Below are 20,368 nucleotides of genomic sequence, written 5' to 3'. Positions count from 1 at the left end.
TTTAAACCACTTCGCCGTACTCTTTTACCCAGATAAAGGAGAAGGATATGACAGAACTCACCTTGCAGACTCATCGTCGTACAGCGTGGCATTTTATTCCGGGGCTCGCCCTGAGTGCAGTTATCACTGGGGTCGCCTTATGGGGTGGATCCATTCCCGCCGTCGCAGGTGCCGGGTTCAGCGCCCTCACCTTAGCAATTTTGTTGGGGATGGTTCTCGGCAACACCGTCTATCCGCACATCTGGAAAAGCTGTGACGGCGGCGTGCTGTTTGCTAAACAACATTTATTACGTCTGGGGATTATCCTCTACGGTTTCCGCCTCACCTTCGCGCAAATTGCTGACGTCGGCGTCAGCGGTATCGTGATTGATGTGTTAACGCTAAGCAGTACCTTTATGATTGCCTGCTTCCTGGGGCAGAAAGTGTTTGGTCTGGACCGCCACACCAGCTGGCTGATTGGCGCGGGGAGCAGCATTTGTGGTGCCGCCGCCGTGCTGGCAACCGAACCGGTGGTGAAAGCGGAAGCCAGTAAGGTAACCGTCGCTGTCGCTACCGTGGTGATCTTCGGTACCATCGCTATCTTCCTGTATCCGGCGATGTATCCGCTGTTGGCGCACTGGTTTAGTCCAGAAACCTACGGCATTTACATTGGCTCCACCATGCATGAAGTGGCACAGGTAGTGGCTGCAGGGCACGCCATTAACCCGGATGCGGAAAACGCCGCGGTTATTGCCAAAATGCTGCGCGTCATGATGCTGGCACCGTTCCTCATCCTCCTGGCCGCTCGCGTAAAACAACTGTCTCCGGCCACAGGCGGTGAGAAGAGCAAAATCACCATTCCATGGTTTGCCATCCTGTTCATTGTGGTCGCGATTTTTAACTCGTTCCACCTGCTGCCGCAGTCGGTAGTGAACATGCTGGTAACGCTGGACACTATTTTGCTGGCAATGGCGATGGCTGCCCTGGGGTTGACCACTCACGTTAGCGCGCTGAAAAAAGCCGGTGCCAAACCGTTACTGATGGCCCTGCTGCTGTTTGTCTGGCTGATTGTGGGTGGTGCTGCGATTAACGTCGCTGTCCACGCCCTGATGGCATAAACGATCACGACTCACCTCCATTAACCCGCTATACTCTCCCTTTTTGTATTTGAGTATGGCGGGTTAAATTTATGAAATATATCGGAGCGCACGTAAGCGCCGCTGGCGGTCTGGCTAACGCCGCTATTCGAGCCGCAGAAATCGAAGCGACCGCATTCGCCCTGTTCACCAAAAATCAGCGCCAGTGGCGTGCCGCGCCGCTGACCACCGACATCATTGATGATTTCAAATCCGCTTGCGAGAAGTACCACTATACTTCCGCCCAGATCCTGCCTCACGATAGTTACCTGATTAACCTCGGTCACCCGGTCAGCGAAGCGCTGGAAAAATCCCGCGATGCGTTTCTCGATGAAATGCAGCGCTGTGAACTGCTTGGCTTATCCCTGCTGAACTTTCACCCAGGCAGCCATTTGATGCAGATCCCTGAAGATGAATGTCTGGCGCGCATTGCCGAATCCATCAACATCGCCCTCGCTCAGACTCAGGGGGTGACGGCAGTTATCGAAAATACCGCCGGACAGGGCAGTAATCTTGGCTTTAAGTTTGAGCACCTTGCCGCCATTATCGACGGCGTCGAAGATAAATCCCGTGTCGGCGTTTGTATTGATACCTGCCATGCCTTCGCCGCCGGATACGATTTGCGTTCCGCCGAGGAATGCGAAAAGACGTTTGCGGAATTTGAACGTATTGTCGGCTTTAAGTATCTGCGCGGTATGCACCTGAACGACGCCAAGAGCGCATTTGGCAGTCGCGTTGACCGTCACCACAGCTTAGGTGAAGGCAATATTGGCCACGATGCCTTCCGTTGGATCATGCAGGACAATCGTTTTGACGGCATTCCGCTGGTACTGGAAACCATTAATCCGGATATCTGGGCAGAAGAGATTGCCTGGCTGAAAGCTCAGCAAACAGAAAAAGCGGTGGCATAATCATGAACGACAGGGAAAAGCAGATCCTTAAGATCCTGCGTCGCAATCCGTTGATTCAGCAGAATGAAATCGCCGATATTCTGCAGATAAGCCGTTCACGCGTCGCTGCGCATATTATGGATTTAATGCGTAAAGGTATGATCAAAGGTAAAGGTTATATCCTTACCGAACAGGATTATTGCGTGGTTGTTGGGGCGATCAATATGGATATTCGTGGTGTGGCAGACATCCATTATCCTCAGGCCGCCTCTAACCCTGGCAGCATTCACTGCTCGGCAGGTGGCGTAGGACGTAATATCGCCCACAACCTTGCGCTGCTGGGTCGTGATGTCCACTTAATTTCCGCTGTTGGCAGTGACTTCTATGGCGAAACATTGCTGGAACAAACGCGTCAGGCTGGTGTTAACGTTTCCAGTTGCATACGTCTGCATGGACATAACACCTCAACTTACCTGTCTATTGCTAATCAGCAGGAAGAGACCGTACTGGCAATCAATGATACCCATATCCTGCAACAATTGACGCCGCAGTTGTTGAACGGTTCGCGAGATTTGATTCGTCATTCCGGTGTTGTACTGGCAGATTGCAATCTCACCGCCGAAGCCATTGAGTGGGTCTTCACTATAGCTGATGATATTCCGGTATTCATTGACACCGTTTCAGAGTTCAAAGCGGCAAAAATGAAGACCTGGTTTACGCGCATTCATACGTTGAAACCCACGCAAAAAGAGCTGGCGATTCTGTGGGGGCAACCTATCCATTCAGATGCCGATCGCATACTGGCCGTCAATAGTCTCCATCAACACGGGGTAAAACGGATCTTTGTCTGCCTGGAAGATGAATCCGTGTTTTGCAGCGAAAAGGACGGGGAACAATTTTTACTGACCCCTCCTGAGCATACGATTGTAGACAGTTTTGGCGCCGATGACGCATTTATGGCGGGATTACTGTACAGCTTTCTGGAAGGGAGCGAGTTTCGTGAAAGCGCTCACTTTGCCATGGCCTGCGCGGCGCTATCGCGAGCCAGCGTCAGTATCAACAACCCAACCCTCTCAGCAGATAACGCCTTGTATTTGCTACAAACAGCTTAAATGTCATGCCGGATGGCGCTACGCTTATCCGGCATGACTCTCGCTATGCTATACCGATAAAGAAACCGGCTATGGTGGCGCTCATCAGGTTTGACAACGTTGCTGCTGCCAGCGCCCGCATTCCAAGCTGCGCGATTTCCGGGGCTCGCTGGGGTGCTATCGCCGAAAACGCGCCGACAACAACGCCAATCGAACCAAAGTTAGCGAAACCGCACAGCGCAAACGAGATAATCGCAATGGTCTTCACATCCAGTGTCCCGCCGGTTTGCAGATACGGTGAGAAGTTGAGATACGCGACAAACTCGTTGATTGCCAGTTTCTGTCCGATCAGGCTACCTGCCAGCGTCGCATCGCTCCAGTCCACCCCCATAATCCACGCCAACGGGGCTAATACATAACCAAAGATCCCTTCCAGAGTGGCGTGTCCAAAACCAAACCAACCGCCAATCCCGCCGATAATGCCGTTAATCAGTGCGATAATGGCGACAAATGCCATCACTACCGTCGCCACGCCTGCGGCAATTTTCAGCCCGGTCATCGCCCCGCTCGCCGCTGCCTCGATGATGCTTTTCGGCGGCGTTTCAGTAAATGACAGATTCTCAAAGGTGACTTGGGATTCTTCAGTTGCCGGACTCAACATACGCGCGAACAAAATACCGCCCGGGATTGCCATCAACGATGCCGCCAGCAGGTAGTCAATCGGAACGCCCATTCCAGCGTAACCAATCATCATTGAGCCAGCAATCGAGGCCATCCCACTGCAGATAGCGGTAAACAGCTCATTGCGATTCAGCCGGTCAATAAACGGTTTCACGATTGCCGGGATCTCGTTTTGCCCGAGGAAAATCGTGGTAACTGCGACAAATGACTCGATTTTACTGATGTTCAAGGCTTTCTGGAAAATACCGCCGAGGATGCGGATCAACAGCCCCATCACGCCAATGTAGTAGAGCAGACTGATTAATGCAGTCACAAAAATGATGGCCGGGAGCACACGAAAGGCGAAGATAAACCCGGCCCCGTCAAACAACACATCCATTTTTGGCCCGACCAGGGAGCCAAAGATAAATGCGCTACCCGCATCACTATATGACATCACCTTGTGGACACCGAGAGCGGCCTGTTCAACCAGCCATTTTCCCGGTGGGAAATACAGCATGATGCCGCCAATTGCAATTTGCAGTACCAGCGCTGCTCCGACCGTACGCAGACTAATACGCTTTTTATTTACTGACAGCAGAAACGCGATGGCCAGTAATACCACCATACCCACTACACTTCTCATTATATCCATAATGAAATTCCCTTCATGCCAGGAAACCCGGCGTTATCGCCAGGTTTTGGTAGGTTTGATATTCGCGGGCGACCGCATGCTGCCCGGAAAATTCTGTCAGGCGAGACGTTGATACTCCTTCGCAATTTCACAGGCCAGTACCGCGTTGTTGAACACCAGTTGAATATTTGATTTCAGGCTGTCACCACCGGTCAGCTCCGCAACTCGCGCCAGCAGGAACGGCGTACTCTCTTTGCCCACAACCCCCTGCTCTTCCGCTTCTTTTACCGCCCGATCGATTGCCGCATTTATTTTCTCCTCTGCCATCGCAAACTGTTCTGGGATTGGGTTCGCAACAACCAAACCGCCGTCAAGACCCGTTTGCCATTTCACCGCCATCGCTCGGGCAATCTCTTTTGCGCTGTCCAGACGGATACTGACCTCAAACGGACTGGTACGGCAGAAAAATGCCGGCAACGCGTTGGTCTGATATCCAATTAATGGCACGCCAAAAGTTTCTAAATATTCGGTCGTTAAACCGAGATCAAGAATAGATTTCGCTCCTGCACAAATAACCGTGACATTGGTATGAGCCAGTTCTTGCAGATCGGCAGAAATATCAAAGGTATGTTCAGCACCACGATGAACACCACCAATGCCTCCCGTTGCAAATACTTTAATTCCAGCCAGTGCGGCAATAATCATGGTTGAGGCAACAGTCGTTGCACCATTTTTCCCTGCCGCGATCACAAACGGTAAATCACGACGGCTGACTTTAGTAACGCTATGACCTTCTCTTCCAAGCAATTCAATTTCATCTTTGCTTAAACCAACTTTCATTACCCCACCAATAATAGCAATGGTTGCAGGAACTGCTCCGTGCTTACGAATAGTTTCTTCTACTTCAATCGCTGTCTGGGCATTCTGCGGGAATGGCATACCATGAGAAATAATGGTTGATTCAAGTGCAACAATCGGTTTTTTACTGTTTAATGCTTCCTGTACTTCTGGAGATATTTGTAATAATTCAGAGGAAAGAGTTAATTCAGACATTCTGTGTTCTCCACTATTGAGCTAACATTCGCAACAGACAAATCAGGGTTATTGGTATATTCACAGGCTAACGCCATTGATGAACAACCCTGAGCAAATCGAACCGAATCAATAAAAGGCATACCGTCTAGCCAGCAGGAAGCCAGTCCAGCCATCATTGCATCGCCTGCCCCGGTAACATTAATGACGTGAGTTTTAATCGGCGGCGACCAACCACTATTCCCCGTAATATCGCTGTAATAAACGCCGTCCCCCCCCATGCTGAGCACCAGCCGATTTAAGCCGCGATCGTGAAACCACGCGGCGACGCTGCCAACGTCATCACGCCCGGAAAGCGCAATACCACTCAGCGTTTCGGCTTCAAGGCGGTTTGGTTTGAGGGTGTGGATTTGTCCCAGACGCTCGCGAATTTTGACGCACTTCCATGCCGACACAGGGTCAACAAACACCGGAACATCCCCGGCATTTTCCAGTACCCATGCCATGGCGTCTTCGCTGATATTGCAATCGGCGACGATCACTTTCGCCTGCCGAATAAAATCATAATGCTGCGATAAAAACGCTGCTGAAATATGTTCGGTAATGCTCATATCATTAATGGCCACCAACATTTCGCCGGTGTTATCAAGCAGTGATAAATAACTGGATGTATTCTCTCCGGAAACGATAAGGCACTTATCAACATGAACTCCGGATTGATTGGTTTGCGCCAATAACGATTGCCCGTAAAAATCATTACCAACCGCCGTTAGCAGCCAGGAATTTTTACCCAATAGCGCGAGATTATGTGCAATGTTACGCCCAACGCCTCCTGGGGTGAATTTTATCTTCCCTGGATTTGAATCCGCATAATTTATAGAAGCATGCGAACACCCGGCAACATCCATATTGGCCGAGCCAATAGTTACTATGTATTCCTTTTCACGCATAGCACGTCCCCTGGCAATTAACTTGCCACAAATGAGTTCGTTAAAAATAACCAACGCCACACACCAGGTTATTAGAGCAAATGTTCACTATCAAACATGTGTTCATAGTAAGCGTGTTTTTGATAAAGTAAATCCATCTGCAAGACCTAAAACCAATAGATATGAACAGAATCACAATTTTTTATAGATACAGTTTGTCAGGAGGAGAGAAAATGAGAGGTAGTACACAAATCAAGCAGGATGAAAAGTATCACTCCGGCATAACCGGAGATTTTTCAGGTGTGCCCGGTGAACAGGCGCATATCAGGTAAGCGAAACCAAATCTTCCGGCATATGGTTGTACAAAATCCGCCAGAAGTGCTCTGCGGTTTTATTTAACCGGGTATCCATCCGGTAAATGTAAGCCTGAATAGGCACCATCAACTCCGGCGTCTGCAGACAAACCAGCCGCTTATCACGCAGTTCGTTCACGATAGTCCATGCCGGCAGCCAGGCGATACCATGCCCATCCAATGCCATATTTTTCAATAACTCACTCATTGAGGACATAAACAGCGTACGAGCTGAGATACCGCCCACTTCCGCCAGATGACGGTTTACCAATCTTCCCATGTATGATGTGCTGGTATAATTCAGAATCGGCGCCTGCGGCTGATAGATATCAAACAACGCCTTACCCTGCGCATCAGCAGCACATACGGGATACAGTTCAGACTCAAAAACCTTCAAGCCGCAGAAAGGTGACTGCATTAAGTCCTCATCCCGAAAGGAGAAAATAAAATCACTTTTTCCCTCGCGCAGAGTATTCACCGCCTGAACCACATCAATAGCTTCGACGTGCCAGACAAACTCCTCCCCCCAGGCCGCCATTGAGTGCACTAATCTGGGCAACATCGTCAGTGACAAAGAATGTGCTGCCGCTATTTTGATATTGGGTACCCCAAGCAAATTGTGGCCGCTTAGCTCATCCAGATTGCACTCCAGCTGTTGCAGCAAGCTACGGGTTTGCGAATGGAATAGCTTGCCCTCCTCCGTGAGTTGCAGTGGGCTCGTCGTGCGATCAAAAAGCAGTACACCCACGGCAGATTCCAGCGCTTTGATCCTCCGGCTAAATGCCGGTTGAGATATGTTGCGCTCCTCAGCCGCCTGGGAAAAATGACGACACGCTTCCAGCGTCAGAAAGTCATATAACCATTTTGTCTCAATGTTTTTCATGCCTGTCACACAGATATTTAAATATGCCAATGAGTCTTTAGCATCATGCCTGAATATTTGCGCGGATGACATTCATCAACAACACCTGGTGATTCGTTTTTTGCATCATGCCTTCGTTTTTAACATTAACATGTTTCTCTCCCAATCGGCCACGACCGCTTCTCCACCGCAATACGTCAGGCCTATGGCTCAAAACCAGCCTGCAGAGGTGGCAAAACAAATCGCAGCTATGCGGTTTTTGCATTAAACCATACATTATTGCATTTCTCCTCACGTCTCACTGCTGTTAAACATTATCTACAGACACAACCCTGCTCTGAATATTAATGATCGGTGAAATTGAGGTATATATTGTGAAAGGTTTAATTGGCGTATTAGGTGGTATGGGGCCTGCTGCAACGGTCGATCTATTTAATAAATTCGTTACTTTTACTGCAGCACAGCGCGACCAGGAACATATCCCGTTAATTATTTCCTCTATCCCGGACATACCTGACCGAACCGATGCGTTAATGCATCATGGTCATTCCCCACTTCCGGCCATGCGCGATTATATGCATAAACTCGAAGATGCTGGCGCCGAGTGTATTGTGATCCCCTGTAATACCGCCCACTTTTGGTTTAATGAATTAAAAGAGTGCTGCCATACAGAACTGCTCAGTATCGTTGAAACGACCATCAACGAGGTTAAAAACTGTGGAAAAACGCGTATCGGACTGCTCGCCACCAACGCCACGTTGTACATGGGCCTCTATCAAAAAGGCATTGAATCTCTTGGGCTAACCTGCATCAGTCCTGACTCTGCCAGTCAGGAAAAAGTGATGGAAAGCATCTATTGCTTAAAGGCCGGTGATGCTAAACGGGCGCAAGTATTGATGAATGAACAGGCTCAAGCACTCTTCTCACGCGGTGCACAAGTCATCGTACTGGGATGTACTGAAGTTCCCGTCATACTTGCTGAAGCAATCAAAACGTCACCTGAAAAATATATTGACTCAACCGGTTCGTTAGTTCGTGCTGGTATTAAATGGTACGAGAAACGCGTTGGCAAAAATCATCTTTTGGCACAATGAAAGCCAACACATGGTTAATTATTGCATTAAATAAACATCCATTTTAATAACAAATTATTCTCTGGCGGAGGCCATTATGATTTGGCTGGAAATTATCGTAGTGTTGGGCGCAATATTTTTTGGCATCCGCCTCGGCGGAATTGGTATCGGTTTATGTGGCGGACTGGGACTGGCTATATTAACGTTGGGATTTGGGCTGCAAATTGGTTCTCCCCCCGTTGACGTTATTCTCATTATTATGACAGTGGTAGTGGCGGCATCAGCGCTACAGGCCGCCGGAGGTATGGATTATCTGGTTCGCGTTGCCGGTAATTTCATGCGTCGTAATCCTAAGTATATCAACATTATTGCGCCGATCATCACCTGGTCGATGACCATTATGGCGGGAACAGGATTTATCGTCTTTTCGACTCTGCCGGTAATTGCCGAAGTTGCCAAAGAGTCAGGTATCCGTCCTTCCCGTACGCTCGCAGGATCCGTAGTCGCCTCTCAGGTGGCGATATCCGGTTCACCGATCAGTGCCGCAATGGCGGCGATGCTGACCATTATGGAAGGTAACGGCGTCAGCTTTATTCAGGTCATGGCGGTATGTCTGCCAGCCTCATTTGTCGCCGCGATGGTCGCCGCTTTTATCGCCTCACGTCAGGGATGCGAACTACAGGATGATGAAGTCTATCTGGAGCGCTTGCAAAAAGGTTTGGTGCGTAAATATGAAGGGCAGAACAGCACCACGCCGGGAGCCAGATTATCAGTCGCCCTGTTTATGCTGGCAACGGTCGTCATCGTTATTCTTGCCGCATGTCCTCAACTACGCCCCGGATTCGATGCAGGTAACCCAATGAATACCCGAGATATTATTATTATCTGCATGCTGGCTGCCGCGTGCCTGATGGTGGTGCTGTGCAAAACATCAACCGACGCGATTGTCCTGACATCCACGTTCCGTGCAGGTATGAGTTCGCTGGCGGTCATTCTGGGGATTGTTACGCTGGGCACAACTTTCATTGACGCCCATTTAACGGGAATTAAGGATATCGCGGGCGATATTCTACGGGCTTATCCAATGCTGCTGGCGCTGGTGCTGTTTGGTACCTGCGCGCTTCTCTATTCGCAGGGAGCTACCACGCCGCTGATTATCCCTCTCGCCGTCGCGCTCGGCGTACCCACTTGGGCGATTCTGGCTTCCTACGTAGCAGTAACTGGCGTGTTTGTTCTACCAACTTACCCCACTTCGCTGGCGGCCATGGAGTTCGACACCACCGGGACAACGCGCGTGGGTAAGTATGTCTTAAACCATCCGTTTATGTTGCCAGGGCTTGGTGGGATCATCGCGGGCGTTGCCTTTGGTTTTATCATCGCGCCAATGATTGCCTGACCCGTTTGATCCAGGGGTGCGAATAAATTTCGCCCCCTGAATGATTACATATCTGGCCAGCTCACCACATCAAAACCGTCTTACCTTTATCTATTTGCTTCACATCGCTGCTCTTAATCACGCGGTGATAGCCATAGGCGTCAGCGTATTTTGTCAGTCCTGTCCCGGAGTCTTGCTCAGGCTTTCCCTGCGTCTCTATCGTTGAACCTGACGTTGTTGTCATCACCCAGGTGGTTGAGCACCCCGTAAGCAGCAGTGTCGCGAGTGACAGAGAGGCAACAATGAGCGTTTTTTTCATATTCGATTTCCGTGATCAGTTTGATTTAAGGGCACTTTATCGAATTTGCTTAAGGCTGGATGGATTATTGTGGCGATGCTGCAACGGTATGGGTAAATGCATAAAAAAGGGGCAGAGAAGTCTCTGCCCCGGCTATCAACGTTTAATCAGGCTGCCTTTGCCATAACCTCTGCTTCCGGGCGTTTCAGCACCGCGTAGGAGAGACCGGCGACCAGCGTACCGGCAATAATAGCCAGCAGGTATCCTACCACCGGCGTGATTGCGCCAGGGATTAACAGCACAAACAGACCGCCATGCGGCGCCATCAGCTTAGCCCCTACCGCCATCGAGATGGCACCGGTAATCGCGCCGCCAACGATACAGCAAGGCAGAACGCGCATTGGGTCACGGGCAGCGAACGGAATTGCCCCTTCGGTGATAAAGCACAGGCCCAGCACCAGCGCAGCTTTACCGCCTTCCTGCTGAGCTTTGTCGAATTTACGACGCGCAACCAGCGTTGCCAGACCCAGCGCCAGCGGAGGCACCATACCTGCCGCCATAATGGCCGCCATCGGCGCATAGGTTTGCGTACTCAGCAGGCCCACACCGAAAGCATACGCCGCTTTGTTAACCGGACCACCCATGTCGGTGCACATCATGCCGCCAAGAATCGCCCCAAGCAATACCGCATTCGCTGTACCCATGGTTTGCAGCCAGTGGGTCAGACCTTCCAGAATGCCGGCTACCGGTTTACCGATCAGGTAGATCATAGCCAGACCCACCACCAGGCTTGAGAGCAGCGGAATAATCAGGATCGGTTTCAGCGCTTCCATACTCTGTGGGAGTTTCAGCTTCGTGCTGATGAGCTTCGCCACATAACCGGCAAGGAAACCGGCAATAATCCCGCCAATAAAGCCAGAACCGGTGCTCACCGCCAACATACCGCCGATAAGACCTGGCGTCAGACCCGGACGGTCAGCGATAGAAAACGCGATATATCCCGCCAGAACGGGCACCATCAGCGCAAACGCTGAACCGCCGCCAATCTGCATCAGCGCCGCTGCCAGCGTCCCCTGCTCTTTGAACGCTTCAATACCAAAAGCGAATGAGAGTGCAATACACAAACCACCGGCAACCACCATCGGCAGCATGTAGGACACGCCTGTCAGCAGGTGACGATACGCACCCGCGCTTTCTTTCTTACCTTCTGTTGCTGAAGCCTGTGCTTTACCGGTTGGCTGGTACGGCGTTGCTTCTTCCAGCGCTTTGTCCAGTTCCTGCTTGGTTTTCTTCAGCGCAAGGCCAGTAGAAGTACGGTACATGGGTTTTCCGGCAAACTTCGCCAGATCAACTTCAATGTCAGCCGCTACAATCACCAGATCCGCCTGAGCCACCTCTTCCGGCGTAATGGCATTGCCTGCGCCAACAGAACCTCGGGTTTCAACCTTCACCCACCAGCCACGTTTTTTCGCTTCTGTTTCAATAGCTTCAGCGGCCATAAACGTATGGGCTACGCCGGTCGGACAAGCCGTCACCGCCACCACGCGTTTTGGACCACTGCTGGCCACAGGCGCTGTCGCAACCGGGGCGCTGTAAGGTTTTGCATGGCCTTTCGCTTCGCTAAGGAAGAGTTCCGGATGCGCTACCGCACGACCAATGTCGCCCAGCCAGACCTTTTTGCCGTTCAGCGAACTGTCGGCAGGAAGCGTGTCGCCCAGAACAATTGCCAGTTCGGCGTCATTAGGATTATCAATAATTTCCAGATGTGCTTTCTGCGCCGCCGCTCCAAGCAGGGTTTTCGCCATGTAAGCGCGAGCCTGGCCGAGATTAGCGTCAATAATCAGCAGCGTTTTCATTATGCCTCTCCTGCTGTCAGTTAAACGGTTTTAAGTCGACACGCGCCATCATTGCGGCCAACTGAGGACGATCGGTAATGCCCACATTGCTTTGGCTTACCGCCAGGGCGGCAACAGCCGTCGCCAGACGCAGGGTATGTTCGCTGGACTCACGCATCAGCAGGCCGTAAATCAGACCGCCAACCATTGAATCACCTGCGCCTACGGTGCTTACCACCTCAACTGACGGCGGTTTAGCAATCCACTCACCCGAAGCGTTAACCCACAGCGCACCTTCCGCACCGAGCGAAATCACCACGTGAGCAATACCCTGCTCGCGCAGCGCATGCGCCGCTTCGATCACATCTTTCATTTCCGGCAGCTTGCGACCTGCCCAGATTTCCAGCTCACGACGGTTTGGTTTCACCAGCCACGGTGCCGCTTTCAGACCCGCCACCAGCGCTTCACGGCTACTATCAAAGATAATGCAAGGACACTGACTGCGCAGGCGCGTCATCCAGTCGGTGAATGCTTCCGGGCTAACGCCGGTCGGCAAACTGCCGCTGACACACACCATGTCGAACTGACCCAGCCAGCTCAGTGAGTCATTCACAAAGCGTTCCCAGTCAGCCGGGGTAACTTCAAAACCGGAGAAATTAAAATCGGACACTTCGCCGTCTTTTTCGGTCAGCTTGACGTTGATACGGGTACGCCCTTGTACAACCTGAAAACGGTTGGCAATGCCCAGCTCGCTGAACAACTGCTGAAAACCATCCTGGTTGTCTTTCCCCAGGAAACCGCCCACAGTGACATCAATACCTAAATCTTTCAGAACTTTAGCGACGTTAATCCCTTTCCCTGCCGCATGCAGACCGGTAGTTTTTACCAGGTTCACTTCACCGCGTTCAATTTCCGGACAGAAACCCACCAGGTCGTAGGCCGGGTTAAGGGTGATAGTAGCAACACGTCTGCTCATTACGCGCCCTCCCCAAGACCTGCCGCAATGGCTTCGCCAATCGCTTTCAGCGCCTGTTCAGCATCTTCGCCCTGGGCGGTAAAGCGCAGGTGATGTCCTTTCTTCACGCCCAATGCCACAACTTTCATCAGACTGCGTCCATTCGCCGGTTTGCCGGTTCCATCAAGATTTGTCACGGTAATTTCACTGTTAAATTGTTTAATCGTATTCACCAGCATGGTGCCCGGACGGGCGTGTAATCCATGCTCGTTGCGCACAATAAATTCGGCGCTCAGTACATCATCAGTTAAGGCGTCATCGCTGGTCAGCAGCGCTAACACCGTGGCCGCATCGGCTTTCAACAAACGGTCAGCTTTGTTATTCAGCAGCAGATCGCCAAGGCGCTTCAGCACCGCAACCGGTTGATCGTCATTCATAGCGACGGTCACCAGCAGGGCTGCAGCTTCACCTTGTACATCGAATGCTGTTGCTGCGCGGCTAACCGCAACGGCGCTGCGTACATTGCCTTCAGCACAGTCATTCAGCCAGATACCCTGACCGAGATTCATCGGCAGTTCATTGATTGCTCTGGCCACAAAGGTGGCGTCAACCGCACCAACTTCTTTCAGTCGCGCCGCGTTGAGCGCCTGCAACGTTACCAGCGAATTAGCCACGACATCCAGCGACAGCGTTTCGTTATCAAGCTTCAGCTGTTCGCTTTGCTTTTCGCCCATCAGCAACGCGCGCAACTCTTCCGCCGTGGTCGCAGATTTCAGCTGTTCAGCGACGGAGTCATCGCTCAGCACGTGCGTCAGTTGACGCAGTAAACCGAGGTGCTCATCGGAACTGGCGGCAATGCCGATCGCCACATAAGCAACCTGACCTTCGCCCCAGGTCACGCCTTGCGGAAACTGGAACACCTGCACGCCGGTTTTCAGCACCCGATCGCGCGTGTCCGTCGTACCGTGAGGAATAGCAATACCGTTGCCGAGGAACGTGGACGTCTGTTGTTCACGCGCCAGCATGCCATCGACGTAGCCTTCCGCCACGTTACCCGCCTGTACTAAGGCAGCGGCAACCTGGCGAATAGCCTCTTCTTTATTCCCGGCCTGTTCGCCCGGGTGAATATCCTGAACAGATAACTGGAACATGGTTCTCCTCTCCCGCTGATTTGAAACGATTCAGCTAACATGAGAAAAAAGGCGTCACCTGACTCCATCAGTTATGGCGAGATGACGCTGAAACGTTTCAAGAAGTCTTGCTCTTTTTTCTTCAGCACACAAGTAAAGTTGACAAATTACTTGCTGAATTTAGAGATAACGCACATTTTCTCTGCGTCGGAGAAAAAAATGCTGACGAAAAATCGGCGTCAGCATGTCAGATTCAGCAGCGTCAGCAAACGGCATTCTCTGACTGAAATGCTATTTTGATTTTTGATGCCGATTTTGATTTGGCTCCCTGTTTATTTTCTGACAAGCAGCGTAAACTCCGCGTCTCTTCACATCATTGATATCAAAACATGCATAACACCCCCGTAGCCGCCACACCCAAGGCGTTTGATTTAACGTCTTCGGCGTTCCTGCTTGTCGCATTTCTGACGGGTATCGCCGGTGCGTTGCAGACGCCAACGCTTAGCCTTTTTCTGACGGATGAAGTCCATGCCCGTCCCGGCATGGTCGGTTTCTTTTTTACCGGCAGCGCCGTGATCGGCATTTTGGTGAGTCAGTTTCTGGCCGGACGCTCGGATAAAAAAGGCGATCGCAAAAACCTGATTGTGTTTTGCTGCGTGCTGGGGATGCTGGCCTGCGTGCTGTTCGCCTGGAACCGTAACTATTTTATTCTGCTGTTTATCGGGGTATTCCTCAGCAGCTTTGGATCGACTGCCAACCCGCAAATGTTTGCTCTCGCCCGCGAACACGCCGACCGTACGGGTCGGGAAGCCGTCATGTTCAGCTCAATATTACGTGCGCAGGTTTCGCTGGCCTGGGTGATTGGCCCACCGCTGGCCTACGCGCTGGCCATGGGTTTCAGCTTTACGGTCATGTATCTCAGTGCGGCAGTGGCGTTTATTGTTTGCGGCATAATGGTCTGGCTGTTCTTACCCTCAATGAGTAAAAACGTGCCTCTCGCGACGGGCGCGGTAGAGGCCCCGCGCCGCAATCGACGCGACACGCTTTTGCTATTTGTTATTTGCACATTAATGTGGGGCACGAACAGTCTCTATATCATCAATATGCCGTTGTTTATCATCAACGAACTGCATCTGCCGGAAAAGCTGGCGGGCATCATGATGGGAACCGCCGCAGGGCTGGAAATCCCAACCATGTTGATTGCCGGCTACTTCGCTAAGCGTCTGGGCAAACGCCTGTTGATGAGGATTGCCGTCGTCGCCGGATTCTTCTTTTATGCCGGCATGCTGTTGGCTCACTCTCCGGCGATATTGCTCGGCTTACAGCTGCTGAACGCGATTTACATCGGCATCCTCGGCGGGATTGGCATGCTCTATTTTCAGGATCTAATGCCGGGACAGGCAGGTTCAGCCACGACTCTCTACACGAATACCATTCGCGTAGGCTGGATTATTGCCGGATCGCTGGCGGGGATTGCCGCTGAAATCTGGAACTATCACGCAGTGTTCTGGTTTGCGCTGGTGATGATCGTCGCCACCGTCGTGTGCCTGGCGCGCATCAAGGACGTTTAAGGCGCGGTCAGCGCTTCAAGCTCAATAAGATAAACCATGGCCTGGTGCGTCGTCTGTCCGCACATTTCCGCACTGGGCTGTAAACCGGCGCACACTTTTGGCCGCAGCGGTGATGCAAAAATTTTACAGCGCAGGGATTCATCCAACTGAACGCATGGCGTATTAGCGGGTTTGCCATCAGGCATACCGGGGATGGGACTGGAGATTGAAGGCGCGGTGCAGCATGCACCACAATCCGGACGGCATTCCATACAGTACTCTCTTTATCGTAAACCATCGGATTGTGTGGGAAGCGCACAGTACCACCTTTTTTGCACCAGCAAAAGCATGAATTCCGCTTGCCTGAATGCCCCGGCGCGAGTAGTTTTACGCGATATTTTAGACACTCCTCACTACAGGATTTTTTCGATGCCAAGAGCGAACGAAATTAAAAAAGGTATGGTACTGAACTACAACGGCAAGCTGCTGATTGTAAAAGATATCGATATTCAATCACCGTCCGCACGTGGTGCAGCCACGCTGTACAAAATGCGCTTTTCTGATGTCCGTACCGGTCTGAAAGTTGAAGAGCGCTTCAAAGGCGACGATATCGTCGATACCGTCACCCTGAGCCGTCGTGGCGTTGATTTTTCCTACGTCGATGGCAACGAATATGTCTTTATGGATAAAGAAGACTATACCCCGTATACCTTCACCAAAGACCAGATTGAAGAAGAGCTGCTGTTCATCCCGGAAGGCGGGATGCCGGACATGCAGGTCCTGACCTGGGATGGCCAACTACTGGCGCTTGAACTGCCGCAGACCGTAGACCTGGAAATCGTTGAAACCTCACCGGGTATTAAAGGTGCTTCAGCGAGTGCGCGCAACAAGCCAGCAACCCTGAGCACCGGTCTGGTGATCCAGGTTCCTGAGTATCTGAGCGCGGGTGAAAAAATCCGTATTCATATCGAAGAACGTCGCTATATGGGCCGTGCAGATTAATCTCCTGTCGTTACAGGTGAACCAAAGATAATGACATGTTGTCTTTGGCAAAATGTTCCGTTCACTTTAGTGATATCACTTATCTGAAACAATACTGCCTGTGAACGTGTTAAGGGTACTATCGCCGTACCCTTAACAATCCCGGCTCCCGGCGGGAAAATTGCCACTTCGTGGTCCCCTCCGCTTATTTCTTCAGGCTACCGGGCCGGGCGCGAGGTAGCATCCCTGCAAAGCGCGCCCTGAACCCGCATCCCAGCGGGTTCTCCCGGACTTACGAAAACACGTCGGCAATTTTCAGCCGGACCAACCCATACCTGACCATCTGCGTTTTTTGTTTAAACAGCAAAAAAGTGTTAACTGGAAGTCAGAGCGTTGAAGCGATGAGCATGAGGTGAACGGAACTCTTTCTCCGAGATAGCCTGTTCTTTACCTCCGCCAGCACAGGTTGTCCCTTTGTCATATTCAGCGCTGGCTGCTGAGATAAAAATCATCCATCAGCAGTGATTCCAGATACTGTTCATCCTCGCGCATAAAACGCACGACCAGGTTAACCGCCTGAGGATAAAACCCCTCTTCATCACGCGCCAGGCAGCTATCGCGCAGCAACGACGCCCAGCACATAATATGATGATGCAAAAAGTAATATTGCGTGGAGAGCTTCTCCTCTTTAGCAACCATCCTCGCCATCAATGCCAGCTGTACAGCAATATGATCGGAGGATTCATTTTCCCGCGCCGCCAGCCCCTGCTCAACCAACAGCACATTCATTTGCCGACGTTCTGCCGCAGCTGTCGTATGTGGATAGTGCCCTGCATAGGGAGAAACACTGGCAGGCGGAGACAGCATAAACAGCGAGGCAAAATCTGCCGCCAGCTCCAACTGCCGGGAGTCACGCCGCAGAACCCACTCCAGGCTACGCACAAAATGTTTAACCTCGACAGACAATCCGGGAATTGCCGCCAGTGAGGCAATCCACGCCCGGTTATCACCATTTTCCAGGCTGGCGAGCTGTTTTTCGTCCAGCTCACGAAATAGCAACTGTGAAAACCACTGATAGATCGCCGTCCGTTGCTGATGAATTTGATTATGCTGCACTTGTCCCCTCCTCTTTCACTGTCTGCGGACCACCGAATGCCGTTACCTGCGGGGCTTTCTGCTGATAACGCTCGACCTCCACCAGCACGGTATGCGCTGAAGGGCCCTGCGCCAGCTGTGAAGTACCGATATCCGCGCTCAGCACATTCGGATCGCCATAGGTGCATAACGTCCCGGCTTTTCCTCCTTCCTGCGGGGAGTACCACGCCCCTTCATGAATGCGGACCACGCCGGGTGGAAAATCCGGACTGACAACCACGCCTGCCAGCACCTGGCCACGCGCGTTAAAGACGCGGGCAATATCACCGGCTTTCAAGCCACGCGCGGTGGCATCCTGTTCGCTGATATAAAGCGGCTCTCTCCCGGCAACCGCATAGGTATTGCGAAACGCCTCGCTTGAGCACAACTGGGAATGCAGACGTTTATCCGGATGGCAGGATTGCAGATGCAGCGGGAATTTATCTGTTTTGTCGCCATGGCTACGCTCAAATGGCTCCATCCACACCGGATGCCCAGGACAGTCCTCGTAGGCGAAGCCCGCGATGGTTTTACTGTAGATTTCAATCAGACCTGACGGCGTTCCCAGCGGATTAAGGTCCGGCTGGTCGCGAAACTCACCGTGACGCACCCACGGCTGCCCTGGCGGATATTCAATATATCCTTCCCCCTGCCAGAACGTTGTAAAGTCCGGTAAGGAGACGCTGAGTGATGCGCCCATCTTCACTCCTTCGTCATAAAGCGCCTGTATCCACTGCATTTCATCCCGGTTCTCACGGTACACAGCCTCCTTGTCAAAGCGCTTACACAGCCCGGCAAATACGTCGAAATCATGCCGCGCTTCATATTGCGGTTTGACTATTTGATGCAGCGCCATCAGCCCTTTATTCGAATGCGTACCGAACTGCTCAATATCGTTACGTTCAAAGCGAGTGGTAACGGGCAGGACGATATCGGCAAAACGGCACGACGCGGTCCATTGATGATCCAACACCACCACGGTTTCCAGCTTCTTCCACGCGTCGATCATGCGGTTTCTGTCCTGCTGCGCATGGAACGGATTGGCTGCGCTGTAGATCGCCATTTTGATGTCAGGCCAGGTTAACGTTGCGCCGTTGAAGGCAATTTTTTTGCCCGGCTCAAGCAGACAGTCCACGATGCGCGAGGTGGGGATATGATCAGACGCGCCGCGAAAATCCGCTTTATATTTCGCCGGTGGAGGATTAGCAATACTCCCCAACCCAGAAAGTACGGGACCGGCGGATGTCACCGTCCCCCCGCCGTTATAGTGCCAGCCAAACCCTACGCCGCCGCCTGGCAAGCCAATTTGTCCAACCATGCTGGCCAGCACCACCAGCATCCACGGATACTGCTCACCATGGTGCATGCGCTGTACGCACCAGCCGCCCATAAACTGTGTCCGGCCTTTGACCAGCAGGCGGGCAAAGTCACGGATCTGCCCGGCCGTCAGACCGCAGATTTCCGCCGCCCATTCGGCGTTTTTCGGCTGTTTATCGCTCTCACCCAGCAGGTACGGCAAAAACTGTTCAAAGCCGACGGTGTAATCGGTAATAAACGCCGTGTCGTGCAGTTTTTCTTCGTACAGGGTATGCGCCAGCGCCAGCATTAACGCGACATCCGTTTGCGGTCGCAACGCCAGTTGTTCACAGCCAAGATAGTTTTGCGATTTGCTGCGTACCGGATCAACGCTGATAACACGCATCTTCCCCAGCGCTACCGCCTCTTTAATTTGCTGCCAGTAGCCAAACGCATCGTGATCGGGAACCAAAAACTCGATCTGCAGATTCTTGATCGGATCGCATCCCCACAGCACAATGGTATTACTGTTCTCGATAACCAGCGGCAGTGACGTTTGTTGCTCATAAACTTCCAGCGAACCGATGACATGCGGCAAAATGACCTGCGCCGCTGCCGCAGAGTAGTCACCAACGGTCGTCACATAGCTGCCATGCAAGCCCAGTGCCCGGTCCATCGCCCCGCCCGCTTTATGGTATTTGCCCACCATTTGCCAGTCGGCGAGCCCGGTAAATACGCCTGATGAGCCATAGGTTTTTTGCACCCGCTCCAGCTCTTCGTAAAACAGATCCAGCGCCCGATCCCAGCTTACCCGCACAAAACGGTTATCTCCGCGCTGGTTGCGATCCGATTTCTCATGCTTACGCAGCCAGTCCAGACGTACCATCGGGTAGCGTACCCGCGAAGGGTTGTAGACCACTTCCCGCACCGCGTTCAGCATATCGCAGGGATATTTGTCATGTTTGAATGGGCGGGTCTCTGTCCACTCGCCGTTGACCACTTTGGCTTCAAAAGCGCCATAATGCGAGCCGGACTGGATCCACTGTTCGGGGTTTTCTCCCGCCGCCCACACTTTTGATATCAACGGATTGGGCGCCAGGGCGCTGGCAGCGCCCACTGCCAGCATACCGCTCAGAAAACGGCGGCGAGACGGATTAAAGTCATGAATGTCCATA

General features: G+C 52.0%; 18 protein-coding genes. 7 read left to right on the top strand and 11 right to left on the bottom strand.

From position 1 onward, the window contains the following. Positions 1–47 precede the first annotated feature (47 nt). From OGW16_RS21725 to OGW16_RS21715, 3 genes are all read left to right on the top strand, one after another. The gene (locus OGW16_RS21725; protein ID WP_043016967.1) at positions 48–1,097 is read left to right on the top strand and encodes a YeiH family protein; all 1,050 of its coding nucleotides are present in this window, start codon (positions 48–50) and stop codon (positions 1,095–1,097) included. Positions 1,098–1,168: 71 nt separating this feature from the next. After that, positions 1,169–2,026: a deoxyribonuclease IV gene (nfo, locus tag OGW16_RS21720; RefSeq protein ID WP_043016968.1), complete on the top strand. Its 858-nt coding sequence runs from the start codon at positions 1,169–1,171 to the stop codon at positions 2,024–2,026. Positions 2,027–2,028: 2 nt separating this feature from the next. Further along, positions 2,029–3,117, top strand: a complete 1,089-nt coding sequence (locus OGW16_RS21715) for a sugar kinase (protein ID WP_181634541.1) — start codon at positions 2,029–2,031, stop codon at positions 3,115–3,117. Positions 3,118–3,160: 43 nt separating this feature from the next. On the opposite strand, the gene OGW16_RS21710 is transcribed toward OGW16_RS21715, so the two are convergent. The 4 genes from OGW16_RS21710 to hypT form a co-directional block, all read right to left on the bottom strand. Continuing rightward, positions 3,161–4,411, bottom strand: coding sequence for a NupC/NupG family nucleoside CNT transporter (locus OGW16_RS21710; RefSeq protein ID WP_043016970.1), 1,251 nt, complete (start codon positions 4,409–4,411; stop codon positions 3,161–3,163). A gap of 96 nt (positions 4,412–4,507) precedes the next feature. Next, the gene (locus tag OGW16_RS21705) at positions 4,508–5,443 is read right to left on the bottom strand and encodes a pseudouridine-5'-phosphate glycosidase (RefSeq protein ID WP_286518831.1); all 936 of its coding nucleotides are present in this window, start codon (positions 5,441–5,443) and stop codon (positions 4,508–4,510) included. Then, positions 5,431–6,372 carry a pseudouridine kinase gene (locus tag OGW16_RS21700; protein WP_286518829.1) on the bottom strand — a complete coding sequence of 314 codons (942 nt, stop codon included), beginning with the start codon at positions 6,370–6,372 and terminating at the stop codon, positions 5,431–5,433. The genes OGW16_RS21705 and OGW16_RS21700 overlap by 13 nt, the downstream gene beginning before the upstream one ends. Positions 6,373–6,675: 303 nt before the next feature. Next, entirely contained in the window at positions 6,676–7,596 is a 921-nt protein-coding gene (gene hypT / locus OGW16_RS21695) for a hypochlorite stress DNA-binding transcriptional regulator HypT (RefSeq protein WP_256145798.1), read from the bottom strand. 344 nt (positions 7,597–7,940) lie between these two features. Between hypT and cuyB the strand changes: the two genes are divergently transcribed. Together cuyB and OGW16_RS21685 are read left to right on the top strand one after the other, a co-directional pair. Further along, positions 7,941–8,660, top strand: coding sequence for a cysteate racemase (cuyB, locus tag OGW16_RS21690; protein WP_043017952.1), 720 nt, complete (start codon positions 7,941–7,943; stop codon positions 8,658–8,660). A gap of 76 nt (positions 8,661–8,736) precedes the next feature. Further along, positions 8,737–10,035 carry an anaerobic C4-dicarboxylate transporter gene (locus tag OGW16_RS21685; RefSeq protein ID WP_043016973.1) on the top strand — a complete coding sequence of 433 codons (1,299 nt, stop codon included), beginning with the start codon at positions 8,737–8,739 and terminating at the stop codon, positions 10,033–10,035. Between the two features lie 61 nt (positions 10,036–10,096). Here the strand turns inward: OGW16_RS21685 and OGW16_RS21680 are convergent, their stop codons facing one another. The 4 genes from OGW16_RS21680 to fruB all read right to left on the bottom strand — a co-directional run bounded on the left by OGW16_RS21680 (position 10,097) and on the right by fruB (position 14,253). Beyond that, positions 10,097–10,333 carry a YgdI/YgdR family lipoprotein gene (locus tag OGW16_RS21680; RefSeq protein ID WP_043016974.1) on the bottom strand — a complete coding sequence of 79 codons (237 nt, stop codon included), beginning with the start codon at positions 10,331–10,333 and terminating at the stop codon, positions 10,097–10,099. A gap of 146 nt (positions 10,334–10,479) precedes the next feature. Then, positions 10,480–12,168, bottom strand: coding sequence for a PTS fructose transporter subunit IIBC (gene fruA / locus OGW16_RS21675; protein ID WP_043016975.1), 1,689 nt, complete (start codon positions 12,166–12,168; stop codon positions 10,480–10,482). 16 nt (positions 12,169–12,184) lie between these two features. Then, positions 12,185–13,123, bottom strand: a complete 939-nt coding sequence (gene fruK, locus OGW16_RS21670; RefSeq protein ID WP_003834544.1) for a 1-phosphofructokinase — start codon at positions 13,121–13,123, stop codon at positions 12,185–12,187. Continuing rightward, positions 13,123–14,253 (bottom strand): fused PTS fructose transporter subunit IIA/HPr protein, encoded by a 1,131-nt coding sequence (gene fruB, locus OGW16_RS21665; protein WP_043016976.1) that lies wholly within the window; start codon positions 14,251–14,253, stop codon positions 13,123–13,125. The genes fruK and fruB overlap by 1 nt, the downstream gene beginning before the upstream one ends. A 368-nt stretch (positions 14,254–14,621) precedes the next feature. On the opposite strand from fruB, the gene setB reads away from it, so the two are divergent. After that, positions 14,622–15,803: a sugar efflux transporter SetB gene (setB, locus tag OGW16_RS21660; protein WP_043016978.1), complete on the top strand. Its 1,182-nt coding sequence runs from the start codon at positions 14,622–14,624 to the stop codon at positions 15,801–15,803. Here the strand turns inward: setB and OGW16_RS21655 are convergent. Next, positions 15,800–16,054, bottom strand: a complete 255-nt coding sequence (locus OGW16_RS21655) for a YkgJ family cysteine cluster protein (protein ID WP_016153739.1) — start codon at positions 16,052–16,054, stop codon at positions 15,800–15,802. The genes setB and OGW16_RS21655 overlap by 4 nt on opposite strands. Before the next feature lie 157 nt (positions 16,055–16,211). On the opposite strand from OGW16_RS21655, the gene yeiP reads away from it, so the two are divergent. Next, the gene (yeiP, locus tag OGW16_RS21650) at positions 16,212–16,784 is read left to right on the top strand and encodes an elongation factor P-like protein YeiP (protein ID WP_005129255.1); all 573 of its coding nucleotides are present in this window, start codon (positions 16,212–16,214) and stop codon (positions 16,782–16,784) included. Positions 16,785–17,246: 462 nt separating this feature from the next. On the opposite strand, the gene torD is transcribed toward yeiP, so the two are convergent. Together torD and torA are read right to left on the bottom strand one after the other, a co-directional pair. After that, positions 17,247–17,879: a molecular chaperone TorD gene (gene torD, locus OGW16_RS21645; RefSeq protein ID WP_286518827.1), complete on the bottom strand. Its 633-nt coding sequence runs from the start codon at positions 17,877–17,879 to the stop codon at positions 17,247–17,249. Next, complete coding sequence (gene torA, locus OGW16_RS21640) at positions 17,869–20,367, bottom strand: trimethylamine-N-oxide reductase TorA (RefSeq protein ID WP_286518825.1); 2,499 nt, start codon at positions 20,365–20,367, stop codon at positions 17,869–17,871. Before torA ends, torD begins: the two co-directional genes overlap by 11 nt. Position 20,368 lies beyond the last annotated feature (1 nt).

The organism is Citrobacter sp. Ce104, assembly GCF_030334595.1.
Lineage (GTDB): Bacteria > Pseudomonadota > Gammaproteobacteria > Enterobacterales > Enterobacteriaceae > Citrobacter > Citrobacter europaeus.
Note: the sequence above shows the minus strand (reverse complement) of the source record. Positions and strands in the feature narration are given on the sequence as shown.

Excerpts from the sequence above, each read along its gene's own strand:
- OGW16_RS21725 (WP_043016967.1), top strand. The coding sequence starts at position 48 with ATGACAGAACTCACCTTGCAGACTCATCGTCGTACAGCGTGGCATTTT.
- fruB (WP_043016976.1), bottom strand. The coding sequence starts at position 14,253 with ATGTTCCAGTTATCTGTTCAGGATATTCACCCGGGCGAACAGGCCGGG.
- nfo (WP_043016968.1), top strand. The coding sequence starts at position 1,169 with ATGAAATATATCGGAGCGCACGTAAGCGCCGCTGGCGGTCTGGCTAAC.
- torA (WP_286518825.1), bottom strand. The coding sequence starts at position 20,367 with ATGGACATTCATGACTTTAATCCGTCTCGCCGCCGTTTTCTGAGCGGT.
- OGW16_RS21685 (WP_043016973.1), top strand. The coding sequence starts at position 8,737 with ATGATTTGGCTGGAAATTATCGTAGTGTTGGGCGCAATATTTTTTGGC.
- fruK (WP_003834544.1), bottom strand. The coding sequence starts at position 13,123 with ATGAGCAGACGTGTTGCTACTATCACCCTTAACCCGGCCTACGACCTG.
- OGW16_RS21715 (WP_181634541.1), top strand. The coding sequence starts at position 2,029 with ATGAACGACAGGGAAAAGCAGATCCTTAAGATCCTGCGTCGCAATCCG.
- OGW16_RS21705 (WP_286518831.1), bottom strand. The coding sequence starts at position 5,443 with ATGTCTGAATTAACTCTTTCCTCTGAATTATTACAAATATCTCCAGAA.
- OGW16_RS21710 (WP_043016970.1), bottom strand. The coding sequence starts at position 4,411 with ATGGATATAATGAGAAGTGTAGTGGGTATGGTGGTATTACTGGCCATC.
- OGW16_RS21680 (WP_043016974.1), bottom strand. The coding sequence starts at position 10,333 with ATGAAAAAAACGCTCATTGTTGCCTCTCTGTCACTCGCGACACTGCTG.
- fruA (WP_043016975.1), bottom strand. The coding sequence starts at position 12,168 with ATGAAAACGCTGCTGATTATTGACGCTAATCTCGGCCAGGCTCGCGCT.
- OGW16_RS21700 (WP_286518829.1), bottom strand. The coding sequence starts at position 6,372 with ATGCGTGAAAAGGAATACATAGTAACTATTGGCTCGGCCAATATGGAT.
- OGW16_RS21655 (WP_016153739.1), bottom strand. The coding sequence starts at position 16,054 with ATGGAATGCCGTCCGGATTGTGGTGCATGCTGCACCGCGCCTTCAATC.
- yeiP (WP_005129255.1), top strand. The coding sequence starts at position 16,212 with ATGCCAAGAGCGAACGAAATTAAAAAAGGTATGGTACTGAACTACAAC.
- setB (WP_043016978.1), top strand. The coding sequence starts at position 14,622 with ATGCATAACACCCCCGTAGCCGCCACACCCAAGGCGTTTGATTTAACG.